Below are 17514 nucleotides of genomic sequence, written 5' to 3' on the forward strand. Positions count from 1 at the left end.
TGAGTCCCTCAACCTAGGTGCCTGCCTCGGGACGAGACTACGGCACACCCCACGCGACCCCGGTGCTCAGTAGCGGCGTTCCTGCTTCTGCTTGCACTCGACGCACAGGGTGGCCCTCGGGAAGGCCTGCATCCGGGCCTTGCCGATGGGGTTGCCGCAGTTCTCGCAGAGCCCGTAGGTACCGGCGTCCAGCTTCTGCAGGGCCCGTTCGGTCTGTTCGAGCATCTCGCGCGCGTTGGCGGCCAGCGCCAGTTCGTGCTCGCGCGTGATGTTCTTGGTGCCCGTGTCGGCCTCGTCGTCGCCCGCTCCGTCCCCGGAGTCCCGCATCAGGCCGGCCAGGGCGTTCTCGGAGGTCTCGATCTCGGTGCGCAACCGCATCGCCTCGGTCGTCAGCTCCGTGCGCGCCTCGGCGACCTCCTCGGGCGTCCACGGGTCCTCGCCCGGACGCACCGCGAGCTCGCCCGGGGCCGCCGTGGCGACCCGGGCCTTGGGAACGGCGGTCTCCGCCGCCGCAGCGGCCGTGCCAGGGGTCTTCTTCGCAACCACCGTCGTGGCTCCCGTCTGCTTCGCGGCCCGCGCCGCGCCCGCTTTCTTGCCCGTGCTCTTCTTGGCCGTGCTCTTCGCCGCCGCGGCCTTGGACGCGCCCTTGGCCGGCTTGTCCACGACGTGCTCGGCCGCCGCGGACGCCCTCCGCCCGGTCGTCGTCTTCCCTGTCGTCGTCTTCCCGGTCGTCGCCTTCTTCACCGGCGCCTTCTTCGCCGGTGGCTTCTTCACCGGCGCCTGCTGTGCGGCCGTCTTCTTGGCGGTGCGCTTCTCACCCGAGTCGGAGGCGGCCGCGCCCCTGGACCGGCCGGACGCCGACTGCTGTACGGCGGTCTTCTTCGCCACCATGGCCGCGGCCCCTTCACATATTGTGATCTTGCACGCGAATCGTGCTGGGACGATAAATCGACTCGAGTCCCGCGGCAACGGGGCACGCCGCCCGATCCGCCTGCCCCACACCCCCCTCGCAGCAGGTATGCATGCGTTGTGCCCAGCTCCCCGCGGGGTAATCCGCCGAGCCGGACATCCCAGGATGCGAACGCGCGTACCTCGCCATTCGGGTCATCCGTGCCACCGGACCGGCCCGCGCCGTCCGGGCCCGGGAGGGCTCCCGGAAATCGGGTCGGCCGCTGTCCGCGCGGCGCCGTACACTGGGCGGAGCGAGAAGCATGGATGGGGACGAGTAGCGGCGTACGCAGCCCAGAGCGACCCGGGGACGGTGGAAGCCCGGGGGCGAGCGCGACGCGAAGATCACCCCGGAGCCGCCGGAAGAAAGCCGCAGCAGGCAAGCAGCGGCGAGTAGAACCGGTTTCGCGACCCCAATGAGGGGGCTCACCGGCGCGCACGGCGTCCGGCGGGCCAAGGAGGGTGGTACCGCGGGAGCGCGCCGCACACGGCGTACGGAAGACACGGCTCTCGTCCCTCCGACGGAAGGCAGCAAGTCCGTTGGAGGAAGCTCGCAGATGACAGCGCCGACGTACCGCCAGGTGCCCGCCCAGGTCGACCTGCCCGCCCTCGAGCACGCCGTGCTCGACTTCTGGCGTGAGCAGAAGATCTTCGCCAAGACCCTGGAGCAGTCCGAGGGCCGCCCGGAGTGGGTGTTCTACGAGGGCCCGCCCACCGCCAACGGCATGCCCGGTGCCCACCACATCGAGGCGCGCGTCTTCAAGGACGTCTTCCCCCGCTTCCGCACCATGCGCGGCTACCACGTGGCCCGCAAGGCCGGCTGGGACTGCCACGGCCTGCCCGTGGAGCTGGCGGTCGAGAAGGAGCTCGGCTTCAGCGGCAAGCAGGACATCGAGGCCTACGGCATCGCCGAGTTCAACGCCAAGTGCCGCGAGTCGGTGACCCGCCACACCGACGCCTTCGAGGCGCTGACGACCCGCATGGGGTACTGGACCGACCTCGACGACGCCTACCGGACGATGGACCCCGAGTACGTCGAGTCGGTCTGGTGGTCGCTGAAGACGATCTTCGACAAGGGTCTGCTGGTCCAGGACCACCGCGTCGCCCCCTGGTGCCCGCGCTGCGGCACCGGCCTGTCCGACCACGAGCTGGCGCAGGGCTACGAGACGGTCGTCGACCCCTCCGTGTACGTCCGTTTCCCGCTCACCTCCGGTCCGCTCGCCGGCCAGGCCGCGCTCCTGGTGTGGACGACCACCCCGTGGACCCTGGTGTCCAACACGGCGGTCGCCGCACACCCCGAGGTCACCTACGTCGTCGCCACCGACGGCACCGAGAGGCTCGTCGTGGCCGAACCGCTCGTCGCCAAGGCACTGGGCGAGGGCTGGGAGACCACCGGCGAGTCCTTCACCGGCGCCGAGATGGAGCGCTGGACCTATCAACGTCCGTTCGAGCTCGTCGAGTTCCCGGAGCCGGCGCACTACGTCGTCAACGCCGAGTACGTCACGACCGAGGACGGTACGGGTCTGGTCCACCAGTCCCCCGCCTTCGGTGAGGACGACCTCAAGGTCTGCCGCGCCTACGGCCTGCCGGTGGTGAACCCGGTCCGTCCGGACGGCACCTTCGAGGAGGACGTCCCGCTGGTCGGCGGCGTCTTCTTCAAGAAGGCCGACGAGAAGCTCACCGAGGACCTGGCGCAGCGCGGCCTCCTCTTCAAACACCTGCCGTACGAGCACAGCTACCCGCACTGCTGGCGTTGCCACACCGCGCTGCTCTACTACGCGCAGCCGTCCTGGTACATCCGCACCACGGCCGTCAAGGACCGGCTGCTGCAGGAGAACGAGAACACCAACTGGTTCCCGGACACCGTCAAGCACGGCCGGTACGGCGACTGGCTGGACAACAACATCGACTGGGCGCTGTCCCGCAACCGCTACTGGGGCACCCCGCTGCCGATCTGGCGCTGCGAGGAGGACCACCTCACGGTTGTCGGCTCCCGCGCGGAGCTCACCGAGCTGACCGGCACCGACCAGTCGGAGCTGGACCCGCACCGCCCGTTCATCGACGACGTCACCTTCGCCTGCCCCCGGTGCGCGAAGACGGCCACGCGCGTGCCGGAGGTCATCGACGCCTGGTACGACTCGGGTTCGATGCCGTTCGCGCAGTGGGGCTACCCGCACAAGAACAAGGAGCTGTTCGAGAGCCGCTACCCGGCGCAGTTCATCTCCGAGGCCATCGACCAGACCCGCGGCTGGTTCTACACGCTGATGGCGGTCGGCACGCTGGTCTTCGACAAGTCCAGCTACGAGAACGTGGTCTGCCTCGGCCACATCCTCGCCGAGGACGGCCGCAAGATGTCCAAGCACCTGGGCAACACCCTGGAGCCGATCCCGCTGATGGACCGGCACGGGGCGGACGCGGTGCGGTGGTTCATGGCGGCCGGCGGCTCGCCGTGGGCGGCCCGCCGGGTGGGCCACGGCACCATCCAGGAGGTCGTCCGCAAGACCCTGCTGACGTACTGGAACACGGTCGCCTTCCAGGCGCTGTACGCCCGTACGTCGAACTGGGCGCCGTCCGCGGCGGACCCGGCCCCGGCCGACCGCCCGCTCCTGGACCGCTGGCTGCTGTCCGAGCTGCACGCCCTGACCGACCAGGTGACGCAGGCGCTGGAGGCGTACGACACCCAGCGGGCCGGCAAGCTGCTGTCCGCGTTCGTCGACGACCTGTCGAACTGGTACGTCCGCCGGTCGCGCCGCCGCTTCTGGCAGGGCGACAAGGCCGCGCTGCGCACGCTGCACGAGGTCGTGGAGACCGTCACCAAGCTGATGGCCCCGCTGACCCCGTTCATCACCGAGCGGGTGTGGCAGGACCTGGTGGCGCCGGTCACCCCGGGGGCGCCGGAGTCGGTGCACCTGGCGTCCTGGCCGGAGGCGGACCTGTCCGCGATCGACCCGGAGCTGTCGAAGCAGATGGTTCTGGTACGACGGCTCGTGGAACTCGGCCGGGCCACGCGCGCGGAGTCGGGCGTGAAGACGCGGCAGCCGCTGTCCCGGGCGCTGGTCGCGGCGGTCGGCTTCGACGCGCTCGACAAGGAACTGCACGCGCAGATCACCGACGAGCTGAACGTGTCGTCGCTGGCGTCGCTGTCCGATGTGGGCGGCTCGCTGGTGGACACCACGGCCAAGGCCAACTTCCGGGCGCTGGGCAAGCGGTTCGGCAAGCGGGTGCAGGAGGTCGCCAAGGCGGTCGCCGCGGCGGACGCGGCCGCGCTGTCGCTGGCGCTGCGCGAGGGCACGGCGTCGGTGGAGGTCGAGGGGGAGACCGTGACGCTCGCCCCGGACGAGGTGATCATCACGGAGACGCCGCGTGAGGGCTGGTCGGTGGCGTCGGACTCCGGTGCGACCGTCGCGCTCGACCTGGAGATCACGGAGGAGCTGCGGCAGGCGGGCCTCGCGCGGGACGCGATCCGGCTGATCCAGGAGGCGCGCAAGAACAGCGGGCTGGACGTGGCCGACCGGATCGCGCTCAGGTGGGTGTCGACGGATCCGGCGGTGATCGCGGCGCTGGCGGAGCACGCTCCGTTGATCGCCGACGAGGTGCTGGCGACGGACTTCGCGCAGGGTGAGGGGGACGAGGGTTACGGCACCCCCTTCACCGATGAAGGGCTGTCACTGACGTTCCGGCTGCGCAAGGCGTAGGCGGCACCGGCCTGAACGGGAAGGGCCCGGTCTCCACGGGGGCCGGGCCCTTCCCGTACGTGCGGGCCGGAGCGCTCACCGTGCGCGGTTCCCCGCGCCCCTGGTGGGGTCGGTGGGCGCTCGTGAGAGGCGGGGCGGGACGCAACCCGCGTAAAAGGGCGGGGCCCCGGATCGGAATCCGGGGCCCCGCCCTGTGAACGCTTGCCGACGCCTACGGCGTTACGCCGCCGTCAGTTGTCGTCCTCGTCGATGAGGAAGCCGCGCATCGGGGACGGCGCCTGGCCCATCGGGGAGGGGCCCTGCGGGCGTACCGGTGCCATCGGCTGGGTCATCGCCGGCGTCATCTGCTGCTGGCCGCCGTAGGACGGGGCAGCGGGGGACGGGCCGCCGCCCATCGACGGGTTGCCGCCGTAGGACGGGGCGCTCGCGCCGGCCGGGGCCATGGAGGGCGCCGGGGACGGCGGGAGGGAGGCGGTGGCCGGGGTGCGCGGCGGCGCCAGGCTGTCGTCGGCCTGGGTCTCCAGCTGACGCAGCTGCGACTCCAGGTACGACTTCAGACGCGTGCGGTACTCGCGCTCGAAGCCGCGCAGGTCCTCGACCTTGCGCTCCAGCGTGGCGCGCGCGGACTCCAGGGAGCCCATGGCGACGCGGTGCTTCTCCTGCGCGTCCCGCTCCAGCGCGTCGGCCTTGGCACGGGCGTCACGCTCCAGACCCTCGGCGCGGCTGCGGGCCTCACCGACGATCTTGTTGGCCTCGGAGCGGGCCTCGGCGATCGCCTGGTCGGCGGTCTGCTGGGCCAGCGAGAGGACGCGGGCGGCACTGTCGCCACCGGGGCCCTGACCGGGACCGCCCATGGGACCACCCATGGGGCCGCCCATCGGACCACCCATCTGCTGCTGCATGGGGGGCTGACCCATCGGACCCGGGCCCATGCCCTGGCCCATCGGACCGGGACCCTGACCCATGCCGCCCTGGCCCATCGGACCCTGACCCATGCCGCCCTGGCCCATGCCGCCCTGGCCCATCGGGCCCTGACCCATGGGGCCCTGGCCCATCGGACCGGGACCCTGCGGACCGCCCTGGCCACTGGGACCGGCCGGCAGCTGCGGGGCACCGCTCGGCAGCTGCGGGGGGCCACCCATGGGGCCACCCATCTGCTGCTGCGGCGGGCCCGATATTCCGGCGGGCACCGGAGCGCCGGGACCTCGCATGCCCTGCTGCGGCATGCCGCCCTGCTGCGGCATCCCACCCTGCTGGGGCATGCCGCCCTGCTGGTCCTGCGGCTCCGGGGGCTTGCGCATGTTCTGCTGGTTCTGGGCGGCGGCACGGGTGGCCGCGGCCAGTTTGGCGCGCAGGTCCTCGTTCTCGCGGAGCAGACGGGTCAGCTCGGCTTCGACCTCGTCGAGGAAGGCATCGACCTCGTCCTCGTCATAGCCTTCTCGGAGGCGGACGGTCGTGAACTGCTTGTTCCGCACGTCCTCGGGGGTCAACGGCATCTCTTCACCTCAACGTAGTCGTCGGCGTTCGGCAAGACGGTAGGTCACATCGCTCATCACAGCCGACCAACGATCGCGATCAGGATGTAGACGATGATCATCAGTACGAAGAAGGACAGGTCGAGCGCCACGCCCCCGAGACGCAGCGGCGGGATGAACCGCCGCAGAAGCTTGAGCGGTGGATCGGTGACAGTGTAGGTGGCCTCAAGTACGACCACCATCGCCTTGCCGGGTTGCCATGAGCGGGCGAACTGGAACACGTAGTCCATGACCAACCGGAAGATGAGCACGATGAGGAAGCACATCAGCGCGATGTAGATCACATCAAGGAACACGCTCATGATCCGTGCTTCCCTCTCCCCTGTTCCGTGCTTCGTACCGGTGTTGCGTCTCAGCTCTGGTTGAAGAACCCGCCCTCTGCGATGCGGGCCTTGTCCTCCGCCGTGACATCGACGTTAGCAGGCGACAACAGGAACACCTTCTGCGTCACCCGCTCGATGCTGCCGTGAAGACCAAACACCAAACCGGCCGCAAAGTCGACAAGTCGCTTCGCGTCTGTGTCGTCCATCTCAGTCAGATTCATGATCACCGGGGTGCCCTCACGGAAGTGTTCCCCGATGGTACGGGCCTCGTTGTAGGTCCGGGGGTGAAGCGTGGTGATCCGGTAAGGCTCTCGTTCCGACACGACCTTGGGCATGATCACCGGTGCGTTCTTCTCCAGACTTGCGCGTTCTTGTGTGATGGACACCACGGGGCCGATGCGCGCCGGGCGGCCCGAATCCGCGGACAGGGAAGCGGAATGCGGCACCGGTTCGCGCGGTGGGGACGGCTGCACCACTCGTACCGAATCGTCCCTTTGGGGCTGATGTGCACTGTGGGACTGGTGCGACGGCTCGTGCCGCCGGTGGTCCCGCTCGGGCTCCGGGTCCAGTTCGGGCTCGAAGTCGTCGTCAGGGTCGAATCCGCGGCCGTCGTAACCATCGTCCTCCACGAGGCCGAGGTAGACCGCCATCTTGCGCATCGCGCCGGCCATGCTCTGAGTCCTCCGCTCTGTGGTGGATCGGTGACGACTGCCAAGTCCCGCGATCCACGAGGCCGTTGCGCCCACTTTGGGCGACATTGACCATATTTTCTGCTGTGGTCCGACTTCCTGGCGACGTTACCCGAGCCTGAGGCGGACTCCGAGTACCGCGGTGCCGACGCGTACATGTGTCGCTCCGGCCGCCACGGCGTCCTCAAGGTCCGCACTCATCCCTGCGGACACCATGTTCGCAGCCGGATGGGCCCGGCGCAGGTCAGTCGACAAATCCATCAACCGCTCGAACGCCGCCCGTTGCCGTCCCGCGTACTCCCCGGTCAGCGGAGCGACGGTCATCAGTCCGGCGAGCCGCAGTCCCGGCGAGGCGGCGACCTGGTCGGCCAACTCTTCGATTCCGCCCGGCGCCACGCCACCGCGCTCCCCCCTGCCGCTCGCACCCGCGTCGAGCGCGACCTGGAGCAGGCATCCCACCTCGCGCCCGGCCCGCACCGCCTCCTTGGACAGCGCGTCCACGAGCCTGGAACGGTCCACGGACTGCACGAGATCCGCATAACCCACCACGGATCGCACCTTGTTCGTCTGGAGTTGACCGACGAAGTGCCAACTCAGGGGCAGATCCGCGCACTGGGCGGCCTTGGGGGCCGCGTCCTGGTCGCGGTTCTCGGCGACGTGGCGCACCCCGAGCTCCGACAGGATCCGCACATCGCTCGCGGGGTAGGTCTTGGTGACCACGATCAGGGTCACCTCCTCCCGCTTGCGCCCGGCCGCCGCACAGGCGGCGGCGATGCGCTCCTCCACTTTCGCCAGATTCCCGGCGAGTTCACACCTACGGTCCGTCATGCCCCATCAGTCCAGCCACACATAGCCCGCGAGCCGCCCGGTGGTGCGGTCGCGGCGGTACGAGAAGTGATCCACCGACTCCAGCGTGCACACCGGCGACTGCGCTCGGTCGCGCACCCCCGCGCGCACCAGCTGTGCGTGCACTCCGGCGCTCACGTCGACCGCGGGAGTGCCCCAACTGGTCTCGGCGTGCGCCGCCGGCTCGACGGCGGCCACCTCGGCGCGCATGGTCTCCGGCACCTCGTAGCACCGGCCGCAGACGGCCGGGCCGGTGCGGGCGACGATGCGGGCGGGGTCGGCGCCGAGCTCGGTCATCGCGCGGACGGCGGCGGGCACGACCCCGGCGACCATCCCGGGCCGGCCCGCGTGGGCGGCGGCCGCGATCCCCGCGACCGGGTCGGCGAGCAGCACCGGCGTGCAGTCGGCGGTGAGGACGGCGAGGGCGAGGCCCCGGCGCGCGGTGACGATCGCGTCGACCTCGGGCACCGGCCGCTCTCCCCACGGCTCGTCCACGACCGCCACGTCGTTCCCGTGGACCTGGTTCATCCAGACCACCCGGCCGGGGTCCAGGCCGAGCGACTTGGCGGCGGTCTCCCGGTTGGTCCGTACCGCCTCCGGGTCGTCGCCGACCGCCCCGCCCAGGTTGAGCTCCTCGTACGGAGCGGCGCTCACCCCGCCCCACCTGTCGGTGAAGGCGAAGTGCGCGCCGCTCACGGTCTCACGCTGTCCTGTCACGTCGTAAGGATCACTTGAGGAAGTCCGGCACGTCCAGTTCCTCGGCCGCGCTGTCCGTGTAGGAGCGCGACGGCGGGACCGGCGGGGCGACCGGGATCTCGGCCACCGGCTCGGGCGCCGGCTCCGGCTCCTCCTTGGGGGTCACGCTGCCGAGCGAGCCGAAGGAGGGGCGCTCGGGCTCCCGGCGGGCCGGCGCGGGCTCCTCGCGGCGGGCGGAAGCCGAGGACGAGCCGAGGACGTTGTCCCGGCGGGCCGGGGGCTGGCCGCCGTCGAAGCCGGCCGCGATCACGGTGACGCGGACCTCGTCGCCGAGGGCGTCGTCGATGACCGCGCCGAAGATGATGTTGGCCTCGGGGTGCGCGGCCTCGCTGACCAGCTGGGCGGCCTCGTTGATCTCGAACAGGCCGAGGTCGGAGCCTCCGGAGATGGAGAGCAGCACGCCCCGGGCGCCGTCGATGGAGGCCTCCAGGAGCGGCGAGGAGATCGCCATCTCGGCGGCGGCCACCGCGCGGTCGTCGCCGCGGGCCGAACCGATGCCCATGAGGGCCGAACCGGCCTCGGACATGACCGACTTGACGTCGGCGAAGTCGAGGTTGATCAGGCCGGGGGTGGTGATGAGGTCGGTGATGCCCTGGACACCGGAGAGCAGGACCTGGTCGGCCGACTTGAAGGCGTCGAGCACCGAGACCTGGCGGTCCGAGATGGACAGCAGCCGGTCGTTCGGGATGACGATGAGGGTGTCGACCTCTTCGCGGAGTTCGGCGATGCCGTCCTCGGCCTGGTTGGCGCGGCGCCGGCCCTCGAAGGTGAAGGGGCGGGTGACCACGCCGATGGTGAGGGCGCCGAGGTTGCGCGCGATGTTGGCCACGACGGGCGCGCCGCCGGTGCCGGTGCCGCCGCCTTCACCGGCCGTCACGAAGACCATGTCGGCCCCCTTGAGGACCTCCTCGATCTCCTCGCGGTGGTCCTCCGCGGCCTTGCGCCCGACGGCCGGGTTGGCGCCGGCGCCGAGTCCGCGGGTGAGTTCACGGCCGACGTCGAGCTTGACGTCGGCGTCGCTCATCAACAGCGCCTGTGCGTCGGTGTTGATGGCGATGAACTCGACGCCCTTGAGGCCGACCTCGATCATCCGGTTGATGGCATTGACACCACCGCCGCCGACACCGATGACCTTGATGACTGCGAGGTAGTTCTGCGGTGCTGCCACGTCGAAGGCCTCTCGCCTCGAATTAACGTTGCCGTCTCCGTGCGGTGTCCCGCGCGGGACGGCGGATGCCGAATGGGACGGTCCGTAGCGCCGACCCGAACCCTAACCCTGAAGTTTAGGGTTACCAGTGTGTCTGTTCCCTGGAGTCTTCTGAACAGGACACTAAGTCGACAAGTGGCGCCCGTTCAACGAACACGCCGAACCTCCCGTTTTTCTTTTCACCCTATGTGATCAGCCGTAGCAGTGCCCAACCAGGGTGCTGGCCTGCGCTGATGTGCGTCAACTCGCTGATGACGCAGGGGCGGTGGGAACGCTGACGTCGAAGTGCCGTGCGCCGGAAGCTGCTTTCATGAGTGCGGTGAGCGTGCGCGCCTTGGCGGCACCGTTCTCGGCACTGCCCCACCGCACGGTCCGGCCACCGGTCAGCAGCAGCGAGATGTCGTCGTAGGAACGGACCTTGAGGGTCTGGGTGTCCCTGCGGACGGCTGCCGGGACGTCACCCGCGATCGCGACCGCCTCCCGCACCAGCCGGTCGGTGCCGAAGCGGCGCAGGCTCGCGGTGGTCGAGCCCGACCGGGCGGGACTCAGCTCCAGCGCCGGAGCCCCTTCCGGCGCCTGTGACACCGTGGCGAAACGGACGCCCTTCTTGTCCACTTCCGTGAACATCCCACCCTTTGCGATGAGCAGCACCGGAGTTCGCTCCGTCACTTTCAGCCCGATGCCGTGCGGCCAGGAACGGACGACGTCAACCTCGTCGATCCGGGGCAGCTTTCGGCGCAGCCGGGCCTCGATGGCGTCCGTGTCGACGGAGACCATCGGCGCCCCGACGGGGACGGCGGCGGCCTCGCGGACCTGCTCCGGCGTCAGAACGGCCGTGCCGGAGACGGAGACATGCCGGACCCGTAGCCACGAGGAGCCGTACAACAGCCAGAGGGAGCCGCCGCCGAGGAACAGCAGGAGCGCGGCCGAGATGACGATCATACGAAGGTGGCGCTTCCGCAACAGCCGGGCGGGCGGCGGGCCGGACGACTCCTGCTGGCGTTCACCGCGCTCGGCGGTGGTCGATCCGGCCACGCTGCTCACTCGCCTTTCGTCATACGGTCCTACCGGCTTGAGGCGATCGCCTCGTACACCATGCCGACGAGCAGGTCGTCGGCGTCCCGCCGGCCGAACTCGCTCGCCGCGCGGGACATCTCGTAGAGCCGGTGCGGGTCGGCGAGGACGGGCAGCACGTTCTGCTGCACCCACTCCGGGGTGAGTTCCGCGTCGTCGACCAGCAGACCGCCGCCCGCCTTGACCACCGGCTGGGCGTTCAGCCGCTGTTCGCCGTTGCCGATGGGCAGCGGGACGTACGCGGCCGGGAGCCCGACGGCGGAGAGTTCGGCGACGGTCATCGCGCCCGCGCGGCAGAGCATCATGTCGGCCGCGGCGTACGCGAGGTCCATCCGATCCAGGTAACTTACCGGGATGTACGGGGGCATTCCCGGCATCTGGTGCACCTGTGGCAGCTCGTTCTTCGGGCCGACCGCGTGCAGGATCTGGATGCCCGCCTGCTGGAGCCACGGCGCGACCTGCTGGATGACCTCGTTGAGTCGCCGGGCGCCCTGGGAGCCTCCGGAGACGAGGAGCGTGGGCAGGTTGGGGTCGAGGCCGAAGCGGTGACGGGCCTCGGGGCGGACGGCGGCGCGGTCCAGGACGGAGATGGAGCGGCGCAGCGGGATGCCGATGTAGCGGGCGTCACGCAGCTTGCTGTCCGGCGTGGAGACGGCGACCCTGGCGGCGTACCGGGAGCCGATCTTGTTGGCGAGGCCGGGGCGGGCGTTGGCCTCGTGGATCACGATCGGCACCCCGAGGCGCTTGGCGGCGAGATAGCCGGGCAGGGCGACGTACCCGCCGAAGCCGACCACGCAGTCCGCCTTGGTGCGCTCCAGGACCTGCTCGGCGGCCTTGATGGTGCCGCGCAGCCGGCCGGGCACGGTGATCAGTTCGGGGGTGGGCTTGCGGGGCAGCGGCACCGCCGGGATCAGGGCGAGCTCGTAGCCGCGTTCCGGGACGAGCCTGGTCTCCAGTCCGCGTTCCGTGCCCAGGGCCGTGATCCCCACGGTGGGGTCCTGCCTGCGCAGGGCGTCCGCGAGGGCGAGCGCGGGCTCGATGTGGCCGGCGGTCCCCCCACCAGCGAGTACGACATGCACCGAAATTCACCGCTCTCCGGACGTGCGCGCCGCCGAGGCGCGCCGTCGCATCGTTTTCCATCTCCGAGGTCCGCGAGGACCCCCGGCCCCCCGCTTTCTACCAAAGCGAGGTTGCCGCATCGCAAGCGCCGCCCGCGCAGCGGGCTCGTCGCGCGCGAAGGCGATCAGCAGCCCGATGGCGAACATGGTCGGCAGCAGGGCGGAGCCTCCGTAGGAGAACAGCGGGAGCGGGACGCCGGCGATCGGCAGCAGGCCGAGCACCGCACCGATGTTGATCACCGCCTGGGCGAGGATCCATGTGGTCACGCCTCCCGCGGCATACCTCACGAAGGGGTCCTCCGTGCGTCCGGCCACGCGGATACCCGCATAGCCTAGAGCCGCGAAGAGGGCCAGTACCGACAGCGTGCCCGCCAGACCCAGTTCCTCACCGGTGACAGCGAAGATGAAGTCCGTGTGGGCTTCTGGCAGTTGTCCCCATTTTTCCACACTCGCGCCGAGTCCGGAGCCGAAGAGCCCGCCGCTGGCCAGGGCGTAGATGCCGTGCACCGCCTGCCAGCAGTCGGCGACCCCGGTCTTCGGCTCGGTGGCGCCGATGCAGGCGAGCCGGGCCATCCGGTTGGGGCTGGTCTTGATCAGGATCACGCCGAGCACGCCCGCGATCGACAGCACGCCCGCGAACAGGCGGGTCGGCGCCCCCGCCAGCCACAGCACGCCGAACAGGATGGCGGTCAGGATGATCGCGGTGCCCATGTCGCCGCCGAGCATGATCAGCCCGAGCAGCAGGAAGGTGACCGGGACCAGCGGCACCAGCATGTGTTTCCACTGGCTCAACAGCCGCTTCTCCTGTTTGCGCGCCATCAGGTCGGCGCCCCACAGCACCAGGGCGAGCTTGCCGAACTCACTGGGCTGGATCTGGAAGGAGCCGCCCAGCGAGATCCAGTTCTGGTTGCCGTTGACCGACATCCCTATGCCCGGCACCTGCACCAGCGCCATCATGAAGACGGCGCCGGCGAGGATCGGATAGGCGAGCGCCCGGTGCAGCTTCACCGGCATCCGGGACGCGAGGAGCAGCAGCACACCGCCGATGCAGGCGGCCAGGAACTGTTTGCGGAAGAAGAACGATCCCGGCAGGGACATCTGCAGCGCGGTGATCTGGGAGGCCGAGTAGACCATCACCAGGCCCAGCACGATGATCAGCAGGCTGCCGCCGAGGATCAGGTAGTACGCGGTCAGCGGCCGGTCCCAGGCCCGGTGGGCACGGGTGTGGAACCGCCGCAGCGGGTTCTCGCGGGCCGTCCGGGGCGCGGCGGGGCCGCGTGCCGCTCGCTGCACGGGCGGCCGGCCGGTGCGGCTACCGGGCATCAACGCCTCCGCTGAACGTCGAGCGTCGCACGCGTCCCTCCCAAGGTCGCCCGGCAGGCGGCCGGGTCAGGCGCCGAGTTCGCGAACGGCCTGAGCGAACGCGTCACCGCGCTGGTTGTAGTTGGCGAACATGTCCATGGAGGCACAGGCGGGGGCGAGGAGCACCGTGTCGCCCTCGACCGCCAGCCGCCGGGCCTCCTGGACCGCCGCGAGCATCGCCCCAGTGTCGGTCCGGTCGAGGTCGACGACGGGTACTTCCGGCGCGTGTCGCGCGAGGGCGTCCCGGATGAGGGTGCGGTCGGCGCCGATGAGCACCACACCGCGAAGTCGCTTTGCCGACTTGGCGACCAGTTCGTCGAAGGTCGCGCCCTTCGCCAGACCGCCCGCAATCCATACGATCGACTCATATGACGCCAACGAGGCTTCTGCCGCGTGGGTGTTGGTGGCCTTCGAGTCGTCGACGTACGCGACCCCGTCCACGTCGGCGACGTGCGCGATGCGGTGGGCGTCCGGGGTGAAGCTCCGCAGTCCGTCGCGGACGGCCGTGGCGGGCACCCCGAAGGCGCGCGCGAGGGCCGCCGCGGCAAGGGCGTTGGCGACGTTGTGCGGGGCCGGCGGGTTGACGTCGGAGACCTCGGCCAGCTCCTGGGCGTTCTTGTGCCGGTTCTCGACGAAGGCGCGATCCACCAGGATGCCGTCCACGACGCCGAGTTGGGACGGCCCGGGGGTGCCGAGGGTGAAGCCGATCGCCCGGCAGCCCTCCTCGACGTCGGCCTCCCGGACCAGGTCCTCGGTGAGCTTGTCCGCGACGTTGTAGACGCAGGCGACCCGGTTGCCCTCGTAGATGCGGCCCTTGTCGGCGGCGTAGGCCTCCATGGAGCCGTGCCAGTCGAGGTGGTCGGGCGCGAGGTTCAGCACGGCCGCCGAATGGGCGCGCAGGGAGGGCGCCCAGTGCAGCTGGTAGCTCGACAGCTCCACGGCGAGGACGTCGTACCGCTCGTCGCCGAGGACCGCGTCGAGCAGCGAGACACCGATGTTGCCGACGGCGGCCGTGCGCAGGCCCGCGGCCCTCAGGATCGACGCCAGCATCTGGACGGTGGTGGTCTTGCCGTTGGTGCCGGTGACGGCCAGCCAGGGGGCCGCGTCGGGCCCCCGCAGCCGCCAGGCCAGCTCGACGTCGCCCCAGACGGGCACTCCCGCCTCGGCGGCCGCGAGGAACAGCGGCTTGTCGGGCTTCCAGCCGGGCGCGGTGACGATCAGTTCGGTGCCCGCCGGCAGGGTCGCCCCGTCGCCGAGCCGTACCGTGACGCCCAGCGCCTCCAGTTCGGCGGCCTGCTCGCGCGCGCGGTCGTCGTCACCGTCGTTGACGACCGTGACGAGGGCCCCGCGCGCGTGCAGCACCTTGGCCGCCGGGACACCGGAGACGCCGAGTCCGGCGACGGTGACGTGCTTGCCGTGGAATTCCGGGGACACCGAGGAGGTCACTTGGCCGCTGCCCATCCCGCGTAGAAGAGACCGAGTCCGACGATCACACAAACACCTTGAATGATCCAGAAACGGACCACCACAAGTACCTCGGACCAGCCCTTGAGTTCGAAGTGGTGCTGGAGTGGCGCCATCCGGAAGACGCGCTTTCCGGTGAGCCGGAAGGAGCCGACCTGGATGACGACCGACATGGTGATGAGGACGAACAGGCCGCCCATGATGGCGACGAGGAGTTCCGTGCGGGACAGGATCGCCAGGCCCGTGAGGACACCGCCGAGCGCGAGCGAACCGGTGTCACCCATGAAGATCTTGGCCGGCGAGGTGTTCCACCACAGGAAGCCGAGGCAGGAGCCCATCAGCGCGGAGGCGATGACCGCGAGGTCCAGCGGATCGCGGACCGTGTAGCAGGCGCTGGGGTTGGTCAGGGTCATCGCGTTGGCGCAGGACTCCTGGAACTGCCAGACGCCGATGAACGTGTAGGCGCCGAAGACGAGCACGGAGGCGCCGGTGGCGAGACCGTCCAGACCGTCCGTCAGGTTCACGCCGTTGGACATCGCGAGGATCATGAACAGCGCCCAGACCACGAACAGCACCGGCCCGATGGTCCAGCCGAAGTCCGTGATGAAGGACAGCTTGGTGGAGGCCGGGGTGTTGCCGATGGCGTCCGGGAACTGCAGCGAGAGCACGGCGAAGGAGATGCCGACGATCAGCTGGCCGGCCATCTTCGCCTTGGCCCGCAGACCCAGCGAACGCCGCTTGACGATCTTGATGTAGTCGTCCAGGAAGCCGACCAGGCCCATCCCGCACATCAGGCCGAGCACCAGCAGACCCGAGTAGCTCGGGGAGTAGCCGGTGATCACCTTGGACAGGAAGTAGGCGGCGACCGTCGACAGGATGAAGGCGATGCCACCCATCGTCGGCGTACCGCGCTTGCTGGCGTGCTCGCGCGGGCCGTCGTCACGGATGTACTGCCCGTAGCCCTTGCGCGCGAGGAGCTTGATCAGCAGTGGCGTACCGATCAGCGTCAGGAAGAGACCGATGACACCCGAGAAGAGGATCTGCTTCATCATCGGGCATCAACACCCTCGGCACCGGACTCCAGGAGCGCCTGCGCAACGCTCTCCAGGCCCACCGAACGCGACGCCTTCACGAGGACGACGTCCCCCGGGCGCAACTCGCTGCGCAACAGGTCGACAGCCGCCTGTGCGTCGGACACGTGCACCGACTCCTCACCCCACGAACCCTCGTTGTATGCGCCCAGTTGCAGCCAGGAGGCTTCCACTCCCCCGACGGCGACGAGCTTGCCGACATTGAGCCGGACGGCGAGCCGTCCGACCGCGTCGTGCTCGGCGAGCGCCTCGTCCCCGAGCTCGGCCATCTTGCCGAGCACCGCCCACGTGCGTCCCCCCTTTGCCTGTGCGGCTGTGCCCATGGCCGCGAGCGCGCGCAGTGCGGCTCGCATGGACTCGGGGTTGGCGTTGTAGGCGTCGTTGACGATGGTCACGCCGTCCGGGCGCTCGGTGACCTCCATACGCCAGCGGGAGAGGGAGCCCGCCTCGGAGAGCGCGGTGGCGATCTCATCCACGGACATGCCCAGCTCATGGGCGACGGCGGCCGCGGCGAGCGCGTTCGACACGTGATGCTCACCGTACAGGCGCATGGTCACATCGCTTGCACCGGAGGGTGTGTGAAGGCTGAACGCGGGCTGTCCCGTGTCCGTGAGTCGTACGTTCTCGGCCCGTACGTCCGCTTCGGCCGACTCTCCGAAAAGGACCACCTTCGCCTTGGTACGGGAGGCCATGGCGCGGACCAACGGGTCGTCCGCGTTGAGGATCGCGACCCCGCCGTCGTCGGCCGACGGGAGCGCCTCCACCAACTCGCCCTTGGCCTGGGCGATCTGCTCCCGGCCGCCGAACTCGCCGATGTGGGCGGTGCCGACGTTGAGGACCAGGCCGATCCGCGGGGGCGTCAGATCCGTCAGGTAGCGAATGTGCCCGATGCCGCGGGCGCCCATCTCCAGCACCAGGAACCGGGTTTGCGCGGTGGCGGACAGGGCGGTCAGCGGCAGCCCGATCTCGTTGTTGAACGAGCCGGGCGTGAACACGGTCGGCGCCTTGGTGCGCAGCACCTGGGCGATGAGGTCCTTGGTGCTGGTCTTGCCGGCCGAGCCGGTGAGGGCCACGAGGGTCGCGCCGAGCCGTCGTACGACATGCCGGGCGAGGGCGCCGAGGGCGGTCGGAACGTCGTCCACGACGATCGCGGGCACGCCGACGGGACGCGACGCCAGGACGGCGACCGCGCCCTGCGCGACGACCTGCGCCGCGAAGTCGTGGCCGTCCACGCGCTCGCCCACGAAGGCGGCGAACAGACTGCCCGGTCCGGCCTCCCGGGAGTCCCGGACGACCTCCCCGGTGACCTGGACGGACGGATCCGGTATGTCGTGCGTCTGCCCGCCGACGACTGCTGCGATCTCGGCGAGGGAGAGGGCGATCACAAGTTCATCCCCTGGGTCTTC

Annotated in this window: 14 protein-coding genes; 1 reads left to right on the plus strand and 13 read right to left on the minus strand. The window is 70.2% G+C overall.

Annotation, left to right across the window (positions count from 1 at the left end; genetic code table 11):
* Positions 1–66 precede the first annotated feature (66 nt).
* Positions 67–891: a TraR/DksA C4-type zinc finger protein gene (locus AB0958_RS02665; protein WP_366888460.1), complete on the minus strand. Its 825-nt coding sequence runs from the start codon at positions 889–891 to the stop codon at positions 67–69.
* A 614-nt stretch (positions 892–1505) separates the two neighbouring features.
* On the opposite strand from AB0958_RS02665, the gene ileS reads away from it, so the two are divergent.
* On the plus strand, positions 1506–4643 hold the full coding sequence (gene ileS, locus AB0958_RS02670) for an isoleucine--tRNA ligase (RefSeq protein ID WP_366888461.1): 3138 nt from the start codon (positions 1506–1508) through the stop codon (positions 4641–4643).
* Positions 4644–4873: 230 nt separating this feature from the next.
* Here ileS and AB0958_RS02675 read toward each other — a convergent pair whose 3' ends face one another.
* The 12 genes from AB0958_RS02675 to murF all read right to left on the minus strand — a co-directional run bounded on the left by AB0958_RS02675 (position 4874) and on the right by murF (position 17493).
* Positions 4874–6139, minus strand: coding sequence for a DivIVA domain-containing protein (locus AB0958_RS02675; protein WP_366888462.1), 1266 nt, complete (start codon positions 6137–6139; stop codon positions 4874–4876).
* Positions 6140–6195: 56 nt separating this feature from the next.
* A complete protein-coding gene (locus AB0958_RS02680) occupies positions 6196–6480 on the minus strand; it encodes a YggT family protein (RefSeq protein ID WP_046729537.1) in 285 nt (94 codons plus the stop codon).
* A 50-nt stretch (positions 6481–6530) separates the two neighbouring features.
* Entirely contained in the window at positions 6531–7172 is a 642-nt protein-coding gene (gene sepF, locus AB0958_RS02685; RefSeq protein WP_366888463.1) for a cell division protein SepF, read from the minus strand.
* A gap of 126 nt (positions 7173–7298) precedes the next feature.
* Positions 7299–8018 carry a YggS family pyridoxal phosphate-dependent enzyme gene (locus tag AB0958_RS02690; RefSeq protein WP_366888464.1) on the minus strand — a complete coding sequence of 240 codons (720 nt, stop codon included), beginning with the start codon at positions 8016–8018 and terminating at the stop codon, positions 7299–7301.
* A 6-nt stretch (positions 8019–8024) separates the two neighbouring features.
* Positions 8025–8753, minus strand: coding sequence for a peptidoglycan editing factor PgeF (gene pgeF, locus AB0958_RS02695; protein ID WP_366888465.1), 729 nt, complete (start codon positions 8751–8753; stop codon positions 8025–8027).
* A 10-nt stretch (positions 8754–8763) separates the two neighbouring features.
* On the minus strand, positions 8764–9960 hold the full coding sequence (gene ftsZ / locus AB0958_RS02700; RefSeq protein WP_358975756.1) for a cell division protein FtsZ: 1197 nt from the start codon (positions 9958–9960) through the stop codon (positions 8764–8766).
* Positions 9961–10239: 279 nt separating this feature from the next.
* Complete coding sequence (locus tag AB0958_RS02705; protein WP_366888466.1) at positions 10240–11034, minus strand: FtsQ-type POTRA domain-containing protein; 795 nt, start codon at positions 11032–11034, stop codon at positions 10240–10242.
* Positions 11035–11063: 29 nt separating this feature from the next.
* Complete coding sequence (gene murG / locus AB0958_RS02710) at positions 11064–12152, minus strand: undecaprenyldiphospho-muramoylpentapeptide beta-N-acetylglucosaminyltransferase (protein WP_366888467.1); 1089 nt, start codon at positions 12150–12152, stop codon at positions 11064–11066.
* 6 nt (positions 12153–12158) lie between these two features.
* Positions 12159–13514: a putative lipid II flippase FtsW gene (ftsW, locus tag AB0958_RS02715; RefSeq protein WP_366888468.1), complete on the minus strand. Its 1356-nt coding sequence runs from the start codon at positions 13512–13514 to the stop codon at positions 12159–12161.
* Between the two features lie 66 nt (positions 13515–13580).
* Complete coding sequence (gene murD / locus AB0958_RS02720; RefSeq protein WP_366888469.1) at positions 13581–15014, minus strand: UDP-N-acetylmuramoyl-L-alanine--D-glutamate ligase; 1434 nt, start codon at positions 15012–15014, stop codon at positions 13581–13583.
* Positions 14996–16066 (minus strand): phospho-N-acetylmuramoyl-pentapeptide-transferase, encoded by a 1071-nt coding sequence (gene mraY / locus AB0958_RS02725; RefSeq protein WP_132886995.1) that lies wholly within the window; start codon positions 16064–16066, stop codon positions 14996–14998. The genes murD and mraY overlap by 19 nt, the downstream gene beginning before the upstream one ends.
* On the minus strand, positions 16066–17493 hold the full coding sequence (gene murF / locus AB0958_RS02730; RefSeq protein WP_366888470.1) for a UDP-N-acetylmuramoyl-tripeptide--D-alanyl-D-alanine ligase: 1428 nt from the start codon (positions 17491–17493) through the stop codon (positions 16066–16068). The genes mraY and murF overlap by 1 nt, the downstream gene beginning before the upstream one ends.
* Positions 17494–17514: the final 21 nt, after the last annotated feature.

Source organism: Streptomyces sp. NPDC006655 (assembly GCF_040703965.1).
Lineage (GTDB): Bacteria > Actinomycetota > Actinomycetes > Streptomycetales > Streptomycetaceae > Streptomyces.